At 74.1% G+C, this 15,314-nt stretch carries 18 protein-coding genes and 1 other RNA gene; 15 read left to right on the top strand and 4 right to left on the bottom strand.

Features of this window, described 5'->3' with window-relative positions:
* Positions 1 to 24 precede the first annotated feature (24 nt).
* From HDA33_RS05605 to HDA33_RS05585, 5 genes are read left to right on the top strand one after another with little or no spacing between them, the layout of a single operon-like run.
* Positions 25 to 231, top strand: coding sequence for a hypothetical protein (locus HDA33_RS05605; RefSeq protein WP_184171712.1), 207 nt, complete (start codon positions 25 to 27; stop codon positions 229 to 231).
* Positions 232 to 233: 2 nt separating this feature from the next.
* A complete protein-coding gene (locus HDA33_RS05600) occupies positions 234 to 656 on the top strand; it encodes a TadE/TadG family type IV pilus assembly protein (protein ID WP_374176991.1) in 423 nt (140 codons plus the stop codon).
* Positions 640 to 1,068, top strand: coding sequence for a hypothetical protein (locus HDA33_RS05595; protein WP_158494896.1), 429 nt, complete (start codon positions 640 to 642; stop codon positions 1,066 to 1,068). The genes HDA33_RS05600 and HDA33_RS05595 overlap by 17 nt, the downstream gene beginning before the upstream one ends.
* Positions 1,068 to 1,520: a pilus assembly protein TadG-related protein gene (locus HDA33_RS05590; RefSeq protein ID WP_017488350.1), complete on the top strand. Its 453-nt coding sequence runs from the start codon at positions 1,068 to 1,070 to the stop codon at positions 1,518 to 1,520. The genes HDA33_RS05595 and HDA33_RS05590 overlap by 1 nt, the downstream gene beginning before the upstream one ends.
* Positions 1,517 to 2,275 (top strand): alpha/beta fold hydrolase, encoded by a 759-nt coding sequence (locus tag HDA33_RS05585; RefSeq protein WP_184171708.1) that lies wholly within the window; start codon positions 1,517 to 1,519, stop codon positions 2,273 to 2,275. The genes HDA33_RS05590 and HDA33_RS05585 overlap by 4 nt, the downstream gene beginning before the upstream one ends.
* 52 nt (positions 2,276 to 2,327) lie before the next feature.
* Here HDA33_RS05585 and HDA33_RS05580 read toward each other — a convergent pair whose 3' ends face one another.
* Positions 2,328 to 3,080, bottom strand: coding sequence for a class I SAM-dependent methyltransferase (locus HDA33_RS05580; RefSeq protein ID WP_184171706.1), 753 nt, complete (start codon positions 3,078 to 3,080; stop codon positions 2,328 to 2,330).
* 241 nt (positions 3,081 to 3,321) lie between these two features.
* On the opposite strand from HDA33_RS05580, the gene prfB reads away from it, so the two are divergent.
* The 10 genes from prfB to ssrA all read left to right on the top strand — a co-directional run bounded on the left by prfB (position 3,322) and on the right by ssrA (position 13,390).
* Positions 3,322 to 4,443 carry a peptide chain release factor 2 gene (prfB, locus tag HDA33_RS05575; RefSeq protein WP_184171704.1) on the top strand — a complete coding sequence of 374 codons (1,122 nt, stop codon included), beginning with the start codon at positions 3,322 to 3,324 and terminating at the stop codon, positions 4,441 to 4,443.
* Between the two features lie 218 nt (positions 4,444 to 4,661).
* Positions 4,662 to 5,729 (top strand): 2,3-butanediol dehydrogenase, encoded by a 1,068-nt coding sequence (locus HDA33_RS05570; protein WP_026106837.1) that lies wholly within the window; start codon positions 4,662 to 4,664, stop codon positions 5,727 to 5,729.
* Positions 5,726 to 7,012 carry a helix-turn-helix domain-containing protein gene (locus tag HDA33_RS05565; protein ID WP_476703397.1) on the top strand — a complete coding sequence of 429 codons (1,287 nt, stop codon included), beginning with the start codon at positions 5,726 to 5,728 and terminating at the stop codon, positions 7,010 to 7,012. Before HDA33_RS05570 ends, HDA33_RS05565 begins: the two co-directional genes overlap by 4 nt.
* A gap of 134 nt (positions 7,013 to 7,146) precedes the next feature.
* Positions 7,147 to 8,562, top strand: a complete 1,416-nt coding sequence (locus HDA33_RS05560; protein WP_184171700.1) for a GntP family permease — start codon at positions 7,147 to 7,149, stop codon at positions 8,560 to 8,562.
* Positions 8,563 to 8,668: 106 nt separating this feature from the next.
* A complete protein-coding gene (locus tag HDA33_RS05555) occupies positions 8,669 to 9,877 on the top strand; it encodes an acetyl-CoA C-acetyltransferase (protein WP_184171698.1) in 1,209 nt (402 codons plus the stop codon).
* 88 nt (positions 9,878 to 9,965) lie between these two features.
* A complete protein-coding gene (locus HDA33_RS05550) occupies positions 9,966 to 10,724 on the top strand; it encodes a 3-hydroxybutyrate dehydrogenase (protein ID WP_184171696.1) in 759 nt (252 codons plus the stop codon).
* A 68-nt stretch (positions 10,725 to 10,792) separates the two neighbouring features.
* A complete protein-coding gene (locus HDA33_RS05545; RefSeq protein WP_017488650.1) occupies positions 10,793 to 11,599 on the top strand; it encodes a CoA transferase subunit A in 807 nt (268 codons plus the stop codon).
* Positions 11,599 to 12,264, top strand: a complete 666-nt coding sequence (locus HDA33_RS05540) for a CoA transferase subunit B (RefSeq protein WP_184171694.1) — start codon at positions 11,599 to 11,601, stop codon at positions 12,262 to 12,264. The genes HDA33_RS05545 and HDA33_RS05540 overlap by 1 nt, the downstream gene beginning before the upstream one ends.
* A gap of 70 nt (positions 12,265 to 12,334) precedes the next feature.
* Positions 12,335 to 12,850 (top strand): SsrA-binding protein SmpB, encoded by a 516-nt coding sequence (gene smpB / locus HDA33_RS05535; RefSeq protein ID WP_017488648.1) that lies wholly within the window; start codon positions 12,335 to 12,337, stop codon positions 12,848 to 12,850.
* A gap of 168 nt (positions 12,851 to 13,018) precedes the next feature.
* Positions 13,019 to 13,390, top strand: a transfer-messenger RNA (tmRNA) gene (gene ssrA, locus HDA33_RS05530).
* A gap of 58 nt (positions 13,391 to 13,448) precedes the next feature.
* Here the strand turns inward: ssrA and HDA33_RS05525 are convergent.
* From HDA33_RS05525 to hisN, 3 genes are read right to left on the bottom strand one after another with little or no spacing between them, the layout of a single operon-like run.
* A complete protein-coding gene (locus HDA33_RS05525) occupies positions 13,449 to 13,889 on the bottom strand; it encodes a CrcB family protein (protein WP_184171692.1) in 441 nt (146 codons plus the stop codon).
* Positions 13,886 to 14,461: a CrcB family protein gene (locus HDA33_RS12665; RefSeq protein ID WP_246416883.1), complete on the bottom strand. Its 576-nt coding sequence runs from the start codon at positions 14,459 to 14,461 to the stop codon at positions 13,886 to 13,888. The genes HDA33_RS05525 and HDA33_RS12665 overlap by 4 nt, the downstream gene beginning before the upstream one ends.
* On the bottom strand, positions 14,461 to 15,294 hold the full coding sequence (gene hisN, locus HDA33_RS05515; protein WP_184171690.1) for a histidinol-phosphatase: 834 nt from the start codon (positions 15,292 to 15,294) through the stop codon (positions 14,461 to 14,463). The genes HDA33_RS12665 and hisN overlap by 1 nt, the downstream gene beginning before the upstream one ends.
* Positions 15,295 to 15,314 lie beyond the last annotated feature (20 nt).

Below are 15,314 nucleotides of genomic sequence, written 5' to 3'. Positions count from 1 at the left end.
GGCCGTCCACCCGAGGAGGGGACCATGCTCCATCACCACGTCATCTCGATCCTGACCGCCCTGCGCGGGCTCCTGCACGACGACGTCCGCGACGACCGCGGCGACGTCCCCGGCTGGGTGATGATCACCCTCATGTCCGCCGTGCTCGTGGCCGCCCTGCTGGCCCTCGCCCTGCCGGCCCTGACCGCCCTGTTCGACCAGGCCATCTCGCAGGTGACCCAGGGGGAGTGAGCGTGACAGCGGGCAGCGGTGCGGCGGCCGCGGCGCCCCGCCGCCGGCGGCCGCGCTGGCGGGACGACCGGGGCGCCGCTGTGGCCGAGTCCACCATGGTGATGACCCTGGTCGTCCTGCTGTTCGCCGCCCTGCTCCAGGCCGGCCTCGTGATCCACACCCGCAACGTGATGATCGACGCGGCCTCCGCCGGCGCCCGGTACGGGGCGCTCGCGGACCGGGTCCCGGAGGACGGCGTGCAGCGGGCCCGCGAGCTGCTGGCCGCGGGCGTGCCCGGCCAGTCCGGGGCCCGCATCGTCGCGGAGCCCACGAGCCAGGACGGGGTCCCCGTGCTGCGGGTGACGATCTCCAGCTCCCTGCCGGGCCTGGGCTTCCTGCCCGGCCCGATCCCCGTGGAGGTGAGCGGCCATGCCCATCGCCTCTGACGTGCGGGACGAGCGCGGCTCGGCCACCGTCGAGTTCCTCGGCCTCACCCTCGTGCTCCTGATCCCGGTGGTCTACCTGATGATCTACGTCTCGCAGGTGCAGGCGGCCGCGTTCGCCTCCGTGGCCGCGGCGGACCAGGCCGCGAAGGTGGTCGTCTCGGGCACCGAGGGCCGGTCGGCGGCGCAGGCGCACGCCGCCGTGCGCCTGACTCTGGCGGACTTCGGGATCGACTACGGCGCGTATGAGCTGGACCTGGGGTGCAGTGCGGGCGACTGCGTGAGCCTGGACCCGGGGGAGGTGGTGCAGGCCCGCGTCGACGTCGAGGTGCCCATCCCGCTCACCCCGGCCGACTGGTCCCTCGCCCCGGTGACCGTGGGCTCCGACGCCCGGCAGGCGGTGCCCAGGTTCTGATGCGCGCCCTGTCCGCCCTGCGCCGCGACGACGGCCAGACCACAGTCCTGACCGTCGGGCTCTGCGCCCTGCTCATCGGGCTGATGCTCGTCATGCTCGCGGCCACCACCGTGCAGCTGCAGCACCGCCGCCTGCAGTCCCTCGCCGACGGGGCCGCCCTCGCCGGCGCCGAGGAGCTCGGGTTCCGCCTGGGCGAGGACCCCGGCGTGGTGCTCGACGACGGCGATGTGGCCGCCTCCGCCGCGGCCCACCTGGACGCCGTGGACGCCGCCTCGTCCGTGCCCGGCCTCGGCGGCATGGCGGCCGGGGTGGCGGACGACGGCGCCACCGTGACGGTCCGCCTGGACGCCGAGGTGGACCTGTTGGCCGCGGCCGGACCGTTCGCCGGCATGCTGCCCCTGTCCGTGCCGATCCAGGCGACCGGCGACTCGCGGACGAGCCTGAGTCGATGATCCGCGTCCTGCACGGCATCGGCGGCCGACCCGGGCACCTCGCCCCGCTCCTGGACGCGCTCGGCCGCCGGAGCACGGAGGACGCCGCTGACGCGTCCCCGGTCCTGATCGGCCACGGCGATGCCGCGCCGGCGGCACCCGCACCGACCGGAGACGCCGGAGAGCCTGCGGCCGGGGCGGACCACGACTGGATCCTCGCCGCCGCCCGGGACTGGGCCGCCCGCGCCGGGGACGGGGCCGGGCCCGACCTGCTGATCGGCCACAGCACCGGCGGGGTCATCGCGCTGAGCGCCCTCGCCGAGGGGCTCGTCCGCCCGCGCGGCCTCGTGGTGATCGACTCCAACGTCCCCGTGGACGCCGCCGCGCTCGCCGCCCGCGCGGACAAGGCGCGCCTCGCGACCGCCCCCGACTGGCGGGAGCGCCTCCGTGCCTCCCTCGCCCGGGACCTGGTGGCCCCGGAGCCCTGGCCCGCCCGCATCCTCGCGGACCTGGACGCCACGGCCGACCACCCGATGCGCGCGCTCTGGAGCGCCGTCCTCACGGCGGACCCCCGCCCCCTCTGGGCGGCGGCGTCCGTGCCCGTGCTCTACGTGCGCAGCACCCGTCAGGTGCACCAGGCGGACCTGGACAAGCTGACGGACCGGGCCCGCGTCGTCGACGTCTCCGCCCACGCCGGCGGGCACTGGCCGCACCTCGCGGACCCGGCCGGCGTGGCACGGGCCATCCGGGACTGGCGCGCCGAGACCGGGGTCTGAGGCGGCTGGGCCCGGCGGCCTCAGACCCGACGCCCGGCCCGCCCGCGCGGCGTCAGCGCCGCCGGATCACCACGACGGTGTCCTCGAGGCGGGTGGACCGGCCGTCCGGGCCGGTCGTGTCGCGCTCGCGCAGCTCGGCCGTCAGGACCTCCCACCGCGCGTCCCCGTCGGCCGGCACGCCCAGGGCGGCCAGCTCGGCGGCGGGGGAGGGGAAGTCGCCGCGCTCGGCCAGCTCCGGCGGCGCCCACGGCGGCGGAGCGCCGTGCGAGACGAGCACGAGGTGCCCGCCCGGCGCCACGGAATCCGCGGCGCGGTGCAGGATGCGCCGCCGGTCCAATGCGACGGGGGACTGCAGGAAGCTGGCCGTCACGAGGTCGTACCCGGCGGCGCCGGCCTCGTGCGCACCCCAGTCCGCCGCGGCGTCGGACAGGTCCGCGGCGAGGAAGCGGGTCCGCTGCGCCACGCCGCGCTCGCGGGCGGCGTCCCGGGCCCGGGCGACGGCCGCCTCGGAGAGGTCGATGCCCGTCGCGTCCCAGCCGGCCTCGGCCAGGTGCAGGACGTCCCCGCCCTCGCCGCAGCCCAGGTCCAGGGCGCGGCCCGGCGCCACGTCCAGGCCGGCGACGAGCGCCGCCGTCGTGGCGTTGACCTTCCCGGACCACACCCGCTCGCCGCCGTAGCGGCCCTCCCAGAACGCGCGGGGGTCCGCGTCGGGGTCGACCTGCGGCGCCTGCGCCTCGTGCGGACGTCCCGTCTGCTCCGGGGCCTCGGGGCGGGGGTGCCCGTGGTCGTGCTGGTGGGTGCTCATGCCGGTTCTCCTCCTGGGCTCGCCGGTGCGCGCCGGACGTCCGTCGGGCAGGCCAACCCGCCCCCGCGCGTCGTCATTCCCGGCCCCAGCCGTCGCGGAGGCCGGCAGACACGCCGCCACCCTGGCGACGTCGCGGCGAGTCTGCCGGCCCTGGTGGGAACGGGGGCGCCGGCGGCAACGGGGGCCCTGGCGGCAACGGGGCAACGGGGGCGGGGAGGGCAGGCGGTAGGCTGGCCCCACCATGGCTGACACTGACTTCTCCGCAGAGATCGACTCCCTGCGCCACACCCTGGCGTCCATCGAGCAGGTCTCGGATATCGACCGCATCAAGGCGGACATCGCCGAGCTGGAGCAGCAGGCCTCCGCCCCGGACCTCTGGGACGATCCCGAGGAGGCCCAGAAGGTCACCTCCAAGCTCTCCCACCGCCAGGCGGACCTCAAGCGCATCACCTCGCTCGAGAGCCGCATCGAGGACCTGGAGACCATGGTCGAGCTCGCGGCCGAGGAGGACGAGCCCTCCCTGCTGGACGACGCGAACGATGAGCTGTCCTCCATCCGCAAGTCCCTCGAGGAGCTCGAGGTCGTCACCCTCCTCAGCGGCGAGTACGACCCGCGTGACGCCGTCGTCACCATCCGCGCCGGCGCCGGCGGCGTGGACGCCGCCGACTTCGCCGAGACCCTCATGCGCATGTACCTGCGCTGGGCCGAGCAGCGCGGCTGGTCCACCAAGGTCATGGACACCTCCTACGCGGAGGAGGCCGGCCTGAAGTCCGTGACCTTCGAGGTCAACGCGCCCTTCGCCTTCGGCACCCTCTCCGTGGAGGCCGGCACCCACCGCCTCGTGCGCATCAGCCCCTTCGACAACCAGGGCCGCCGTCAGACCTCCTTCGCCGCCGTCGAGGTGGTCCCGCTCATCGAGTCGGACGACTCCATCGAGATCCCCGAGTCCGAGATCAAGGTGGACGTGTTCCGCTCCTCGGGCCCCGGCGGCCAGTCCGTGAACACCACGGACTCCGCCGTGCGCATGACGCACATCCCCACCGGGATCGTGGTGTCCATGCAGAACGAGAAGTCCCAGATCCAGAACCGCGCCGCCGCCCTGCGCGTGCTCCAGTCCCGCCTGCTGCTGCAGCGCAAGGCCGAGGAGGACGCGAAGAAGAAGGAGATGGCCGGCGACGTCAAGGCCTCCTGGGGCGACCAGATGCGCTCCTACGTGCTGAACCCGTACCAGATGGTCAAGGACCTGCGCACGGGCCACGAGGAGGGCAACCCGTCCTCCGTGTTCGACGGCGCCATCGACGCCTTCGTGGACGCCGGCATCCGCTGGCGCGCCGAGCAGGCCAAGGCCGCCCAGGAGGACTGAGCGCCGCCGCGCGACCCCGTCGCCTGGGCCACCACGACGCCGGCCCGCACCTCCGCAGCGAGGCGCGGGCCGGCGTCGTCGTTCAGGCCCCCGCAGGGGCCTCGGGCCTGGCCTGGGAGACCGGCCCGGTGGGATGCTAGAAGCACCGGGGCGGGCGCCCCCGCGCATCGGCCCGGCACCTGATTCCGTCCCCACCCAGGAGGTCGACCAGCATGACCATGCGCGCCGCACGTTGGCACGGCAAGAAGGACATCCGCATCGAGGAGATCGCCTCGCCCACGGCCGGTCCGGGACAGGTCCTCGTGGACGTCGCATGGTGCGGCATCTGCGGCACGGACCTGCACGAGTACCTCGAGGGGCCGATCTTCATCCCGCCGGCCGGACACCCGCATCCGATTTCCGGCGACGCCGCCCCCGTCACGCTCGGCCACGAGATGTCCGGCACCGTCGCCGCCCTGGGCGAGGGCGTCACGGACCTCGAGGTCGGCCAGAAGGTCGTCGTGGAGCCGTACATCGTGCGCGAGGAGGACCAGGACCGACCGGACTACAACCTCGCGCCGGACATGAACTTCATCGGCCTGGGCGGCGACGGCGGCGGCCTGGCCGAGCAGATCGCGGTGCGGCGCCGCTGGGTCCACCCCGTGGCCGACTCCGTGCCTCTCGACCAGGCCGCGCTCATCGAGCCGCTCTCCGTGGCCCACCACGCGTGGGTGCGGGCCGGCTCTCCGACGTCGGGCGTGGCCGTGATCGGCGGCGCCGGCCCCATCGGCGCGCTCACCGCGGCCGTGCTCAAGGGCAAGGGCCTGACGGTGTACGTCTCCGAGCTCTCGGAGCTGCGCCGGCAGAAGGTGCTCGAGGCCGGCGTGGTGGACGAGGCCTTCGACCCGCGCGAGGTGGACGTGCCCGCCAAGATCCGCGAACTGCACGACGGCCAGGGCGCGGACGTGGGCTTCGAGTGCACCTCGGTGGACGTGGTGCTGGACATGCTGCTGGACGCGGTGCGTCCCGGCGGCGTCATCGTCAACGAGTCCATCTGGGGTCACGAGCCCGCCGTGGCCCTGCACAAGCTGGTGCTCAAGGAGATCGACCTGCGCGGCACGATCGCGTACGCGAACGACCACGCGGACACCATCCGCATGGTCGAGGACGGCGCCGTGGACCTCGCGCCGTTCATCACCGGCAAGATCGGCCTCGACGACCTGCTCGACCAGGGCTTCGAGACCCTCATCCACCACAACGAGACGGCCGTGAAGATCCTCGTCTCGCCGACCGGCCGGGGCCTCTGAGGCTCCGGCCCGACCCCCGGACGTCCCGACGACGGCCCGCGCCCGCAGCCGGCCGCGGCCCGGACGCCGCGACGCCCATCGAGCGGGTCCTGGACCGCATCACCGCGGACGCGTCCCTGATCGAGGAGACGCTGCGCACCCTGCGCGAGCGCCTGCCCGGCTACGAGCCCGTCCCGGACGATGCGCTCGCGGCTGCCGTGACCCGCAACGTGGCGCTGTCCCGCCGCTGGCTGCTCGAGGACCAGAACGACCCGTCGGCCCCCATGCCGGAGGCCGAGGAGCTGGTGGCCGAGCGCATGGGACAGGGCGTGCCGGTGGGCACCGTGCTCACGGGCTTCCGCCTGTGCATGTCCCTGATCCTGGACCGCGCCGTGCACGATGCGCCCGCGGACGGGCTCAGCCCCGCCGAGATCCTGGACGTGGTCGCCCGCATCACCGCCCTCGGCGACGCGTTCTCCACGCGCGTGCTCGTGGCGCACCACGAGCTCGACGTCGCCCGGGCCGCCGACGACGCCGCCCGCCGCTCGGCCTGGGTGCGGGACGTGCTGACCAACCGCATGGACCCCGCCGCCCTGCTGCGCGGGGCCGACGCCCACGGACTGCCCACGGACGTCCGGGCCCGCGCCCTGCGCGCCCGCACCCGCCGCCCCCACGACGACGGCGCCCCGGCCGCCGCGGAGCGCGCGCTGCACGCGTGGTCCCGGGAGCGGGGCCTGCGCCTGCTCACCGCCCCGCGCGGCCACGACGTGGTGGGCCTGGCGGTCCCCGAGATCGGCCCCGCCGCGTCCTGGCCCGGCCCGGCGGCCACCCGCGGCGAGGCGTGCCTATCCGGGCACGTCACCGTGCTCGCGCTGGGGGAGCCCGCGCCGCTGGAGGCCCTGACGGACTCGTTCCTTGCCGCCGGCCAGGTGCTGGAGGCCGCCGAGGCCACCGGCCTGACCGGCGTCGTGGACCGGGAGCGCCTGGGCTGGCGGGCGGCCGTCACCGAGAGCCCGCAGACCACGGACCTGCTGGTGGCCCGGCACCTGGAGCCGCTGCGCGAGGCCGGGGACTTCGCCGCCCCGATCCTGGAGGCGCTCCAGGCCTACCTGGACCACGGGCTCTCCGCCTCGGCGGCGGCCGCGTCCATCCCGGTGCACGAGAACACGCTGCGCCACCGGCTGCGGCGCTACCGGGACCTGACGGGCCACGACCCGCACGCGGCGGACACGATCGTGGAGCTGCGGTGGGTGCTCGCCGCCCGTCCGTTGTGGGATCCCACAACGGGGGACCGCCCGGATTGACGTTCCCACTGTGGCGCCCGCCACAGGCGGTGGGCCAGGCTGGAGGCCTCCCGAGGCGGCGCGCGGCGTCGTGACGGGAGCGTCATCCCGCCGTCCGCGGGCCCGCCCCCGGGCCCCCGTCCCGAAGGACCCCCATGCTCCTCGGAATCCTGGGCATCATCCTGTCCCTGGTCACCCTCATCACGCTCGCCTACCGCGGCATGCCCGTCATCCTCGCGGCCCCGATCGCCTCCGTGGTCGCCCTGCTGTTCTCGGGCGCGCCCATCCTCCCGGCGTACACCGAGGTGTTCATGCCGGCCATGGCGAACTATGTGGGCAGCTACTTCCCGCTGTTCCTGACCGGCGCGATCTTCGGCCTGCTCATGACCGTCACGGGCTTCGCCGAGTCGATCGCCCGCACCGTCACCGGCTGGATCGGCACCCGCTCCGCCATGGCGGCCACGGTGATCACGTCCGCCCTCATGACCTACGGCGGCATCAGCCTGTTCGTGGTGGCGTTCGTGATCTACCCGATCGCCCGTGAGCTGTTCCGCGTGGGCGACATCCCGCGCCGCCTGATCCCCGGCACCATCGCCCTGGGCATCTTCACGTTCACCATGACCGCCCTGCCGGGCTCGCCGCAGGTGCAGAACATCATCCCCGGTCAGTTCTTCGACACCGGCCCGTACGCGGCGCCGGTGGTCGGCACGGTCGGCGCCCTGATGATCTTCGGCCTCGGCATGGCCTGGCTCGAGACGCGGCGCCGTCGCCTCGTGGCGGCGGGGGAGTCCTTCTCGGACGCCCGCAACGACACCCCGGCCGGGCACGCCTCCGCCGGCGGCGGCATCGGCGTGGAGGCGCGCATGCAGCCGACCGGCCGCGTGCTGCCCTTCCTGCCGCTGCTCACCGTGATCGGCGTGAACTTCCTCTGCACGCTCGTGATCTTCCCGGCGATGGACTGGTCCTTCCTGCAGCAGGAGACCTACGGCGGCATCGCGTACTCCTCGCGCGCCGGCATCTGGGCCGTGACCACCGCCATCACCGTGGCGATCCTGCTGATCATCGCGCTGCACCTCAAGCGCTTCGAGGACCTCAAGAAGGCCATGTACGAGGGCACCCGCCAGTCCATGCTGCCGATCTTCTCGGTGGGCTCAGAGGTCGGCTACGGCGCCGTCGTCGCCTCGGTGGCCGCGTTCGCGGTGATCCGCGACGGCGTCATGAACCTGGGCACGAACGCGCTCACGACGTCGGTGATCGCCACCTCGGCCACGGCCGGCATCACGGGCTCGTCCTCGGGCGGCATGACCATCGCCCTGAACGCGCTCGGCCCGCAGCTGCGCCAGATGGCCGAGGCCGAGGGCACGAGCCTGGAGATCATGCACCGCCTCACCGCGATGGCCGCCGGCGGCATCGACACGCTGCCGCACTCCGGCGCCGTCGTGACCCTGCTGATCGTCTGCGGCCTCACGCACCGCCAGTCCTACAAGGACGTGTTCGCCGTGACCCTGGCGATCCCGGTGCTCGTGGTGGCCGCCCTGGTCGCGGCCGTGTCCCTGATGGGCTTGGCCTGACCGGTGCGGGTCGCGCCCGGGGCTGGTGGCCCCGGGTGTGACCCGGACCATAGACTTCGACTGAGTGAATCGCCATGAACCGAATCCCGGATCCCAGGAGGACCCCATGACCGCGCAGCTGCCCCAGCCCCAGCCCACCGACGCCGTGATCGTGGGCGGCGCCCGCACACCGTTCACCCGCCTGCTCTCGCAGCAGGCGGACCGCAGCGCCGTGGACCTGGGCGCGCACGCCATCCGCCACGCCCTCGAGCGCGCGGGCGTGGCCGGCGAGCACGTGGACATGGTCTACATGGGCCAGGTGGTCCAGGCCGGCGCCGGGCAGAACCCGGCCCGCCAGTCCGCCCTCGCCGCGGGCATCCCGTGGAGCGTGCCGGCCATGACGATCAACAAGGTGTGCCTCTCCGGCCTCACCGCCGTGATCGACGCCGCACGGCTCATCCGCCTGGGGGAGGCCTCCGTGGTGGTGGCCGGCGGCCAGGAGTCCATGACCAACGCGCCGCACCTGCTGCCCGGGGCCCGCAAGGGTTTCAAGTACGGCCCCTCCACCCTCCTGGACTCCGTGGCCTGGGACGGCCTGACCGACTCCCTGAGCCACGAGGCCATGGGCGAGCTGACCGAGTCCGGCAACGGGGAGCGCACCATCTCCCGCGAGGAGCAGGACGAGGTGGCGGCGTCCTCGCACCAGCGGGCCGCCCAGGCCCAGGCCGAGGGCGTGTTCGACGGCGAGATCGCCCCGGTCGAGATCCCGCAGCGCAAGGGCGAGCCGCTGGTCGTCTCCCAGGACGAGGGCGTCCGCCCGGACACCACCGCGGAGTCCCTCGGCGGCCTGCGCCCGGCGTTCGCGAAGGACGGCACCATCACCGCCGGCAACTCCTCCCCGCTCTCCGACGGCGCGGCCGCGCTCGTGGTGACCTCCCGCGCGTACGCCGAGGAGATGGGGCTGACGATCCTGGCGGCCGTGGGCGCCCCCGGCCAGACCGCCGGCCCGGACAGCTCCCAGCTGCACTCCCAGCCTTCGGACGCCATCAAGGCGGCCGTGGCCAAGCAGGGCTGGGAGGTGGCCGACCTCGACTTCATCGAGATCAACGAGGCCTTCGGCGCCGTGGCCGTGCAGTCCCTGCGCGACCTCGACTACCCGCTGGAGAAGACCAACGTCCACGGCGGCGCCATCGCCCTGGGCCACCCGATCGGCGCCTCGGGCGCCCGCCTGGCCCTGCACGCGGCCCTCGAGCTGGACCGCCGCGACGGCGGCCGCGCGGCCGTCTCCCTGTGCGGCGGCGGCGGCCAGGGCGAGGCCCTGATCCTCTTCCGCTGACGTTCTCCCGGCGTCCCGCCCCCGCGGGGCGCCGGCGGACCCTCCGCCTTCGACCCCCGACCCCACCCCTGACGAGGAGCACAGCACCATGGCAGGAACGACCCTCAGCCTGGCCGGCCGCCGCGCCGTCGTCACCGGCGGCGCCTCCGGCATCGGCGCCGCGATCGCCCGCGCGTTCGCGGGGGCGGGGGCCACGGTCACCGTGGCCGATCGCGACGAGGCCGCCGCGCGCGCCGTGGCCGAGGAGGTCGGCGGCGACGTCTGGGCCGCCGACCTCTCCGACGTGGCCGCGCTCGAAGACCTGTCCCTGGACACGGACATCCTCGTGAACAACGCCGGCATCCAGCGCATCAACCCCGTGGAGGAGTTCGTCCCGGAGGACTGGCGCCTGATCCACCGCCTCATGCTCGAGGCCCCGTTCCTGCTCACCCGCGCCGTGCTGCCGGGCATGTACGAGCGCGGCTTCGGCCGGATCATCAACCTCTCCTCGGCGCACGGACTCGTGGCCTCCCCGTTCAAGAGCGCCTACGTGGCCGCCAAGCACGGCCTCCAGGGGCTGACCAAGGTGACGGCCCTCGAGGGCGGGCCCCACGGCGTCACCGCCAACTGCATCAACCCCGGCTACGTGCGCACCCCGCTCGTGGACGAGCAGGTGGCGGACCAGGCCGCCAGCCGGGGGATCTCGGAGGAGGAGGTCCTGGACCAGGTGTTCCTGGCCCACTCGGCCGTCAAGCGCCTGGCCGAGCCCGAGGAGGTGGCCACGCTCGCGGTGTGGCTCGCCTCCGACGCGGCGGCCGTGGCCACCGGCTCGTCCTACTCCCTCGACGGCGGCTGGGCCGCCACCTGAGCACCCCGCCGGCCCGCCCCGGGCCGGCGAGAGAACCTGACACCACCGAGACGAAGGGAGCCCCAGCGATGGCGCTCGACAAGACCGTGGCCACCCCGGCCGAGGCGGTGGCGGACGTGCCGGACGGCGCGTCCCTGGCCGTCGGCGGGTTCGGCCTCTCCGGCAACCCCATCCAGCTCATCGAGGCCCTCCTCGAGCAGGGCGCCGCGGACCTGTCCGTGGTCTCCAACAACTGCGGCGTGGACGGCTGGGGCCTGGGCATCCTGCTCGGGGCCGGCCGCATCCGCAAGATGACCTCCTCCTACGTGGGGGAGAACAAGGAGTTCGCCCGCCAGTACCTCGAGGGCGAGCTCGAGGTGGAGCTCGTCCCGCAGGGCACCCTCGCGGAGAAGCTGCGCGCCGGCGGCGCCGGCATCCCCGCGTTCTACACGCGCTCCGGCGTCGGGACCCAGGTGGCCGAGGGCGGCCTGCCCATGCGCTACGACGCCGAGGGCAACGTGGTGAAGTCCTCCGCGGCCAAGCCCACGGACACGTTCGTGCTCGGCGAGGGCTACGTGAGCCAGGACCCCGCCGAGGAGCAGACCTACGTGCTCGAGCAGTCCATCGTCACGGACTTCTCCCTGGTGCACGCGTGGAAGGGCGACCGGCACGGCAACCTCGTGTTCCGCAAGGCCACCCGCCAGTTCGGCCCGCCCGCGGCCATGGCCGGGCGGGTGTGCATCGCCCAGGTGGAGGAGCTCGTCGAGCCCGGGGAGATCGACCCGGACGAGGTGCACCTGCCCGGCGTGTTCGTCCACCGGATCGTGGAGGTCGGCACGGACATCGAGAAGCGGATCGAGAAGCGCACCGTCCGCGCGGCGGGGGAGGAGTCCTGATGAGCGAGCAGAGCACCGAGCGGCCCGAGGGCCTGAGCCGGGACCAGATGGCCGCCCGCGCGGCCCAGGAGCTGCCGGACGGCGCCTACGTCAACCTCGGCATCGGCATGCCCACCCTGATCCCCAACCACATCCCGGCCGGGCGCAGCGTGGTGCTGCAGTCCGAGAACGGCATCCTCGGCACCGGGCCGTACCCCGCCGAGGACGAGGTGGACCCGGACCTGATCAACGCGGGCAAGGAGACCGTCACCGTGAACCCCGGGGCGTCCTTCTTCGACTCCGCGCTGAGCTTCGGCATGATCCGCGGCGGCAAGATCGACGTCGCCGTCCTGGGCGGCATGGAGGTCTCTTCCGCCGGCGACCTCGCCAACTGGATGGTGCCCGGCAAGATGGTCAAGGGCATGGGCGGCGCCATGGACCTCGTGCACGGCGCCGGCCGCGTGATCGTGATGATGGACCACATCTCCAAGGACGGCACCCCCAAGATCGTGGACCAGTGCACGCTGCCGCTGACCGGCCGCGCCGTGGTGGACCGCATCATCACGGACCTGGCCGTGATCGACGTCGTCGGCACCCCCGAGCAGCCGCGCCTGCGGCTCGTGGAGACCGCCCCCGGCGTCTCCGAGGAGCAGGTCCGCGCCCTCACCGGCGCCGAGCTGGACTGACCCGGTAGAGTGGACGGCCGCGCCCGATTCCGGGCGCGGCCGTCTGCCGTGGCATGAGAGGAGCGAGACCATGGGCAAGAACAGCAAGGGCAAGGCCGCCAAGCAGCCGGCCCCGGGTGAGCGCCAGGTGATCGCCAACAACAAGAAGGCCCGGCACGACTACACGATCCTCGACGTCTACGAGGCCGGCCTCGTGCTGACGGGCACCGAGGTGAAGTCCCTGCGCGAGGGCAAGGCCTCCCTGGTGGACGGGTTCGCCGTGTTCTACCGGGACGAGCTGTGGCTCGAGCAGGTGTACATCCCGGAGTACCTCAACGGCTCCTGGACCAACCACGCCGCCCGCCGGCGGCGCAAGCTGCTGCTGCACCGCGCCGAGCTCACCAAGATCTCCCGCCAGATCCAGGACCCGGGCCTGACCATCGTCCCGCTGTCCCTGTACTTCCTGAACGGGCGCGTGAAGGTGGAGATCGGCGTCGCCCGCGGCAACCGCGAGTACGACAAGCGCCACAAGCTGCGCGAGCAGCAGGACAACCGCGAGGCCCAGCGCGCCATGCGGATCCGCAACCGCCGCGCCGGCGTCGCCTGAGGCCCGCGCCCGCCCCGGAGCAGGGCCTCCGGGGCCCCTCGCCACCCGTGGGGAATGCGGACCGGGTGTGCTACGTTGTATCTCTCGCAGGGCCGGTTTCAGGACCGGCGGGCCGCGCGCCCCTCGCCTGCAGTGGTGATTGACAACCTCATAGAGGAGTCGCCCCTAGGGGCCGATCGGTTTCGACGGTGTGTGTCGCGTCGGGAGAAGCGGGCCGAGGATGCAGAGTCATCTCGTCAAACGCTCTCTGCAAACCAATAAGTGCCGAATCCAAGCGCACTGACTTCGCTCTCGCTGCCTGATCAGTGATCGAGTCCGTCAGCCCGGGAATGCTGTCGTCCCGGACCCTGGCGTCATCTAGATAGCCACTGGGCATCACCCTTGTCGGGGGTCGTGATGCCGACATCAATCCGACTGGGCCCGGGTTGTCCGCCCGTCTGCGGGACGGACAGGGCCGAGCAACACCCGTAGCAGACTGCGCCCGGAGAAGACCTGGCAACACCTCATCGGACGCGGGTTCAATTCCCGCCGGCTCCACTCACCACCTGCGAAGGCCCCGGGACGTCACGTCCCGGGGCCTTCGTCGTGCCCGGGGGCGTCAGGCCAGCAGCAGGCGGGCGCCGAGCCCCAGGCCCCATCCCGCCGTGGCGGCGAGCAGGCCGAGCCCGAGGTGCGCGGCCCAGATCCGGCCCGCCGCGCCCCAGCGGCCGGCCAGGACCGCGTCCGCCGCCTGCCCGGCCACCGTGGACCACGTCCCCAGCGCCAGGCAGAACCCGGCGGTCAGGCTCTCCACGAGCAGGCCCGCGGCGCCGAGCGGGTCCCCGGCGAGGCCGCTCGCGTAGACCAGGGACGGCAGGGCCAGGGCGAGGCTGAAGCCGAGCACGCCGGCGGCAAGGGTGTTCGCCGCGAGCACGCCCCGGCGGGGCAGGTGCTCCTGCAGCGTCAGGCGCAGCAGGGCGCCCAGGGCGCCGCCGGCGGCCAGCACGGCGAGGCCGAGGACCCACTCCCACGGGGACGCCCCCATCAGCGCCGGGCTCATGCCGGCACCCCGTCCGCCGCCGTGCCGTCGGCCGCGACCCCGTCGACCCGGGCCTCGGCGTCCGCGCCGCGGGCGGGCGCGCCGCCGAGCCGCAGGCCCAGGACCGCGGCCGCCGTCGAGAGCGCGGCCAGGAGCGCCAGCAGTGCCAGGGGCGGCAGGAGCAGGCCGGCCGTCGCGGACAGGAACCCGCCCACCCCGGAGGCCGCGGCGATCGCGGACCAGCCGGCCTCCAGGGGCGTCAGGAGGAACACGGCCGCCGCCGTCGCGATGGTGGTGAAGGAGCCCAGGAAGCCGGTGCCCAGGCCGGCCACGAGCGCCGGCCGCCGGTCCAGCCCGGCGTGCCGGGAGCGGGCCAGGAGCAGGCCGAGCAGGAAGGAGCCGAGCACGTTCACCACGGCCAGGGGGAGCGCGGCGAAGGCGAGCGCGGCCACGGGGCCCAGCCCGACCCCGCCGTCCCGCCCCGCCAGGGCCAGGAGGCCGCCGACGCCGACCAGCTCCATCGCCGTGCTGCCGGCCACCACGCCGGCGGCACCGCCGAGGGCGACGACGCCGCGCACGCCCGGCGCGCGCATCAGTCCTCGCCGCCGCCGGACGGGCGCAGCCGCGCGAGGACGTCCTCGTGCAGCAGGCCGTTGGTGGCCAGGGCGTGGCCGCCGAACGGGCCGTCCTCGCCGTCGAGCGAGGTGAAGCGGCCGCCGGCCTCGCGCACGATCGGCACGAGCGCGGCCATGTCGTGCAGCTCCAGCTCGGGCTCGGCGGCGATGTCCACGGCGCCCTCGGCGACGAGCATGTAGGACCAGAAGTCGCCGAAGCCGCGCACCCGCCACACGTCCGAGGTGAGCTGCAGGAACTCGCGGATCGCGCCGCGCTCGCGCCAGGCCTCGATCGAGGAGAAGGACAGGGAGGCGTCGGCCACGTCGTCCACTCCGGAGACGGAGATCCGCTGGGCGCGGGTGAGCGAGGTGCCGGCGAAGGCGCCCTGGCCCGCGGCGGCCCACCAGCGGCGGTGCAGCGCGGGGGCGGAGACGACGCCCACCACGGGCTCGCCGTCCACGAGCAGCGCGATGAGCGTGGCCCATACGGGCACGCCGCGCACGAAGTTCTTGGTGCCGTCGATGGGGTCCACGACCCACTGGCGCCCGGAGCGGCTGAGGGAGCCGCCGAACTCCTCGCCCACGATCCCGTCCCGCGCCCGGGCCCGGGAGAGGGTGGAGCGGATGGACTCCTCGGCGGCGCGGTCCGCGTCCGTGACGGGGGTCAGGTCCGGCTTGGTGCTGACCTCCAGGTCCTGGGCCTTGAACCGGGACATCGTGATCGAGTCCACGTTGTCCGCCAGCATGTGGGCCAGCCGCAGGTCCTCGGTGAGGTCGCGGCCGCGGTTCGCAGGGTTCTCAGGTCGCTCCATGGCGCCCACGCTATACCGCG

This window comes from Micrococcus endophyticus (assembly GCF_014205115.1).
Classification (GTDB): domain Bacteria; phylum Actinomycetota; class Actinomycetes; order Actinomycetales; family Micrococcaceae; genus Micrococcus; species Micrococcus endophyticus.
The sequence above is the reverse complement of the archived record's forward strand: the minus strand, read 5'-3'. Positions and strand labels throughout refer to the sequence as shown.

Bases quoted from the DNA above. Each gene is read 5' to 3' on its own strand.
- HDA33_RS05605 (WP_184171712.1), top strand. From the start codon at position 25: ATGCTCCATCACCACGTCATCTCGATCCTGACCGCCCTGCGCGGGCTC.
- HDA33_RS05595 (WP_158494896.1), top strand. From the start codon at position 640: ATGCCCATCGCCTCTGACGTGCGGGACGAGCGCGGCTCGGCCACCGTC.
- HDA33_RS05590 (WP_017488350.1), top strand. From the start codon at position 1,068: ATGCGCGCCCTGTCCGCCCTGCGCCGCGACGACGGCCAGACCACAGTC.
- HDA33_RS05585 (WP_184171708.1), top strand. From the start codon at position 1,517: ATGATCCGCGTCCTGCACGGCATCGGCGGCCGACCCGGGCACCTCGCC.
- HDA33_RS05580 (WP_184171706.1), bottom strand. From the start codon at position 3,080: ATGAGCACCCACCAGCACGACCACGGGCACCCCCGCCCCGAGGCCCCG.
- prfB (WP_184171704.1), top strand. From the start codon at position 3,322: ATGGCTGACACTGACTTCTCCGCAGAGATCGACTCCCTGCGCCACACC.
- HDA33_RS05570 (WP_026106837.1), top strand. From the start codon at position 4,662: ATGCGCGCCGCACGTTGGCACGGCAAGAAGGACATCCGCATCGAGGAG.
- HDA33_RS05560 (WP_184171700.1), top strand. From the start codon at position 7,147: ATGCTCCTCGGAATCCTGGGCATCATCCTGTCCCTGGTCACCCTCATC.
- HDA33_RS05555 (WP_184171698.1), top strand. From the start codon at position 8,669: ATGACCGCGCAGCTGCCCCAGCCCCAGCCCACCGACGCCGTGATCGTG.
- HDA33_RS05550 (WP_184171696.1), top strand. From the start codon at position 9,966: ATGGCAGGAACGACCCTCAGCCTGGCCGGCCGCCGCGCCGTCGTCACC.
- HDA33_RS05545 (WP_017488650.1), top strand. From the start codon at position 10,793: ATGGCGCTCGACAAGACCGTGGCCACCCCGGCCGAGGCGGTGGCGGAC.
- HDA33_RS05540 (WP_184171694.1), top strand. From the start codon at position 11,599: ATGAGCGAGCAGAGCACCGAGCGGCCCGAGGGCCTGAGCCGGGACCAG.
- smpB (WP_017488648.1), top strand. From the start codon at position 12,335: ATGGGCAAGAACAGCAAGGGCAAGGCCGCCAAGCAGCCGGCCCCGGGT.
- HDA33_RS05525 (WP_184171692.1), bottom strand. From the start codon at position 13,889: ATGAGCCCGGCGCTGATGGGGGCGTCCCCGTGGGAGTGGGTCCTCGGC.
- HDA33_RS12665 (WP_246416883.1), bottom strand. From the start codon at position 14,461: ATGCGCGCGCCGGGCGTGCGCGGCGTCGTCGCCCTCGGCGGTGCCGCC.
- hisN (WP_184171690.1), bottom strand. From the start codon at position 15,294: ATGGAGCGACCTGAGAACCCTGCGAACCGCGGCCGCGACCTCACCGAG.